This is a genomic window from Kitasatospora sp. NPDC007106 (genome assembly GCF_040634455.1).
GTDB lineage: Bacteria > Actinomycetota > Actinomycetes > Streptomycetales > Streptomycetaceae > Kitasatospora > Kitasatospora arboriphila.
Map to the genome: position 1 here is coordinate 1 of NZ_JBEYFP010001078.1, position 1,769 is coordinate 1,769.

Annotated in this window: 2 protein-coding genes and 1 pseudogene; 2 read left to right on the forward strand and 1 reads right to left on the reverse strand. The window is 72.8% G+C overall.

Annotated elements, in window-relative coordinates:
• Window positions 1-334: 334 nt before the first annotated feature.
• A pseudogene (locus tag ABZ641_RS35925) lies at window positions 335-536 on the forward strand (hypothetical protein); the annotation flags it as partial.
• Window positions 537-693: 157 nt separating this feature from the next.
• Here ABZ641_RS35925 and ABZ641_RS35930 read toward each other — a convergent pair.
• Entirely contained in the window at window positions 694-1,431 is a 738-nt protein-coding gene (locus tag ABZ641_RS35930; RefSeq protein WP_359988652.1) for an SDR family oxidoreductase, read from the reverse strand.
• 102 nt (window positions 1,432-1,533) lie between these two features.
• Here ABZ641_RS35930 and ABZ641_RS35935 point away from each other — a divergent pair.
• On the forward strand, window positions 1,534-1,769 hold a 236-nt coding region (locus ABZ641_RS35935), incomplete at its 3' end, for a LysR family transcriptional regulator (protein WP_359988654.1).

Below are 1,769 nucleotides of genomic sequence, written 5' to 3' on the forward strand. Positions count from 1 at the left end.
CCTCCCAGCCCCCGTGGTGGGTGTGGACGGGCAGGGCGACCCGGGACATCGGCGCCGTCAGCTCGGTGCGGCACCCGGCACACGCGAACACGTCCAAACAAGCTCCCGTCTCCGCGGTTCCCCGGGGATTGTGGCGCGCTCGCGGTGCAGGGTCCATCGGATTTCGGAGCGGCTCCAGGACGTCCGGGGTGCGTGTCGCGGAGAGGAGCCGACCGGCCGGCATCGGCCGGCTCCCGTCCCACCGCGTTTCGCCGACCCGGTGCCGTACCGGACCGGCTGCGGGTGCTTCCTCGGGCCGAGCACGCTGCTGACGCACGATGTGCCCGGCGAGGTGCTGACCGACCTCGCGATCCTCCTCGGCCTCGAACTCGACGCCGAACTCGTCCGGGAACAGGCCATCCGCACCGGCAGCCCCTGCGACGACGAGCCCTACGTGGAACCCCGCCGACACCCGCACCTGGCCCGACGGGGACGACGGCGACGGGCCCTGCGGCAGCCGAGCCCGTCCCGCGTCGCCGCGGACGTCGCGCCGGTGAGGTCAGCCGTCGTCGCTGGTGGGCGAACGCCCCGCGGCCCTGCCGACGGCCACCGCACCGGCCCGGATCTGACGCACTGTCACGACGCGGCGGGGGCGGGTGGGCCCGGCATGACGGGCGGCACCCACCGCCTCGTCGGTCCGCGGCGGGCCGGTGATCACCAGGGGACGACGCCGTCGTCCTCGAAGAAGGAACCGGTCGGGCCGCCGTCGGGGAGGGTCGCGAGCCGGATCGGGGTGGCTGCGCCCTGCGCGGGGGTGCGGGGTCCGTGGAAGCCGGTGAAGTCGGTGGCGACCAGGCCCGGGCAGGCGGCGTTGATGAGGATGTTGGTGCCGGCGAACTGTCGGGCGTACTGCAGGGTGAGGGCGTTGAGGAAGGACTTCGACGGCGCGTAGGCCGCCATGATCGGGCCGACCTCGATGTCCGGGTCCGCCTGTCGGGCCAGGGAACCGACGCTGCTGGAGACGTTGACGATGCGCGGCGAGGCCGAGCGCCGCAGCAGTGGCAGCATCGCGTTGGTCACCCGGACGACGCCCATGACGTTGGTGTCCACGACGGTGCGGAGCACCTCCAGGTCGAGCGCGGTCGGCTCCTGGAGCCATCCGGGGCCCATCTCGCCGGGGATTCCGGCGTTGTTGACCAGGACGTCCAGGCGTCCGGCCAGTCGTTCGATCAGTTCTGCGGCATCGGTGACGCTCTGGCCGTCGGTCACGTCCAGCGGTACCTCGAAGGCGTCCACGCCGGCGGCGCGCAGCTTGCCGACGGCGGTTTCGCGTCGGGTCGCATCGCGGGCTCCCACACCGACGCGGTGGCCGAGGCGGCCCAGTCCGGCCGCGATCTCGTACCCGATGCCCTTGTTCGCGCCGGTCACCAGCGCGATCATCGTTTCGCTCATGCAGATGATGCTGGCCCGTGGGCGGGTGGTGCGGCCAACACCGGTACGGTGCCCTGTCATACCCGGCGGGTATCACCGCGTATGCTGTCGGCCGTGGACCCCCTGGAAACCCGCCTGGAAACCCGCGAGTTGAGGTACTTCGTGGCTGTGGCCGAGGAGTTGCACTTCGGGCGTGCCGCCGAGCGCCTCGGCATGGCCCAGCCGCCGCTGTCGCGGGCGGTCCAGCAGCTCGAACGGCGCCTCGGGGTCTGTCTGCTGGAGCGCAACCGGCGTGGTGTCCGCCTGACCGGTGCCGGGGAGGTGCTCTTGCAGGAGGGCCGGGCGGCTCTCGACGCGGC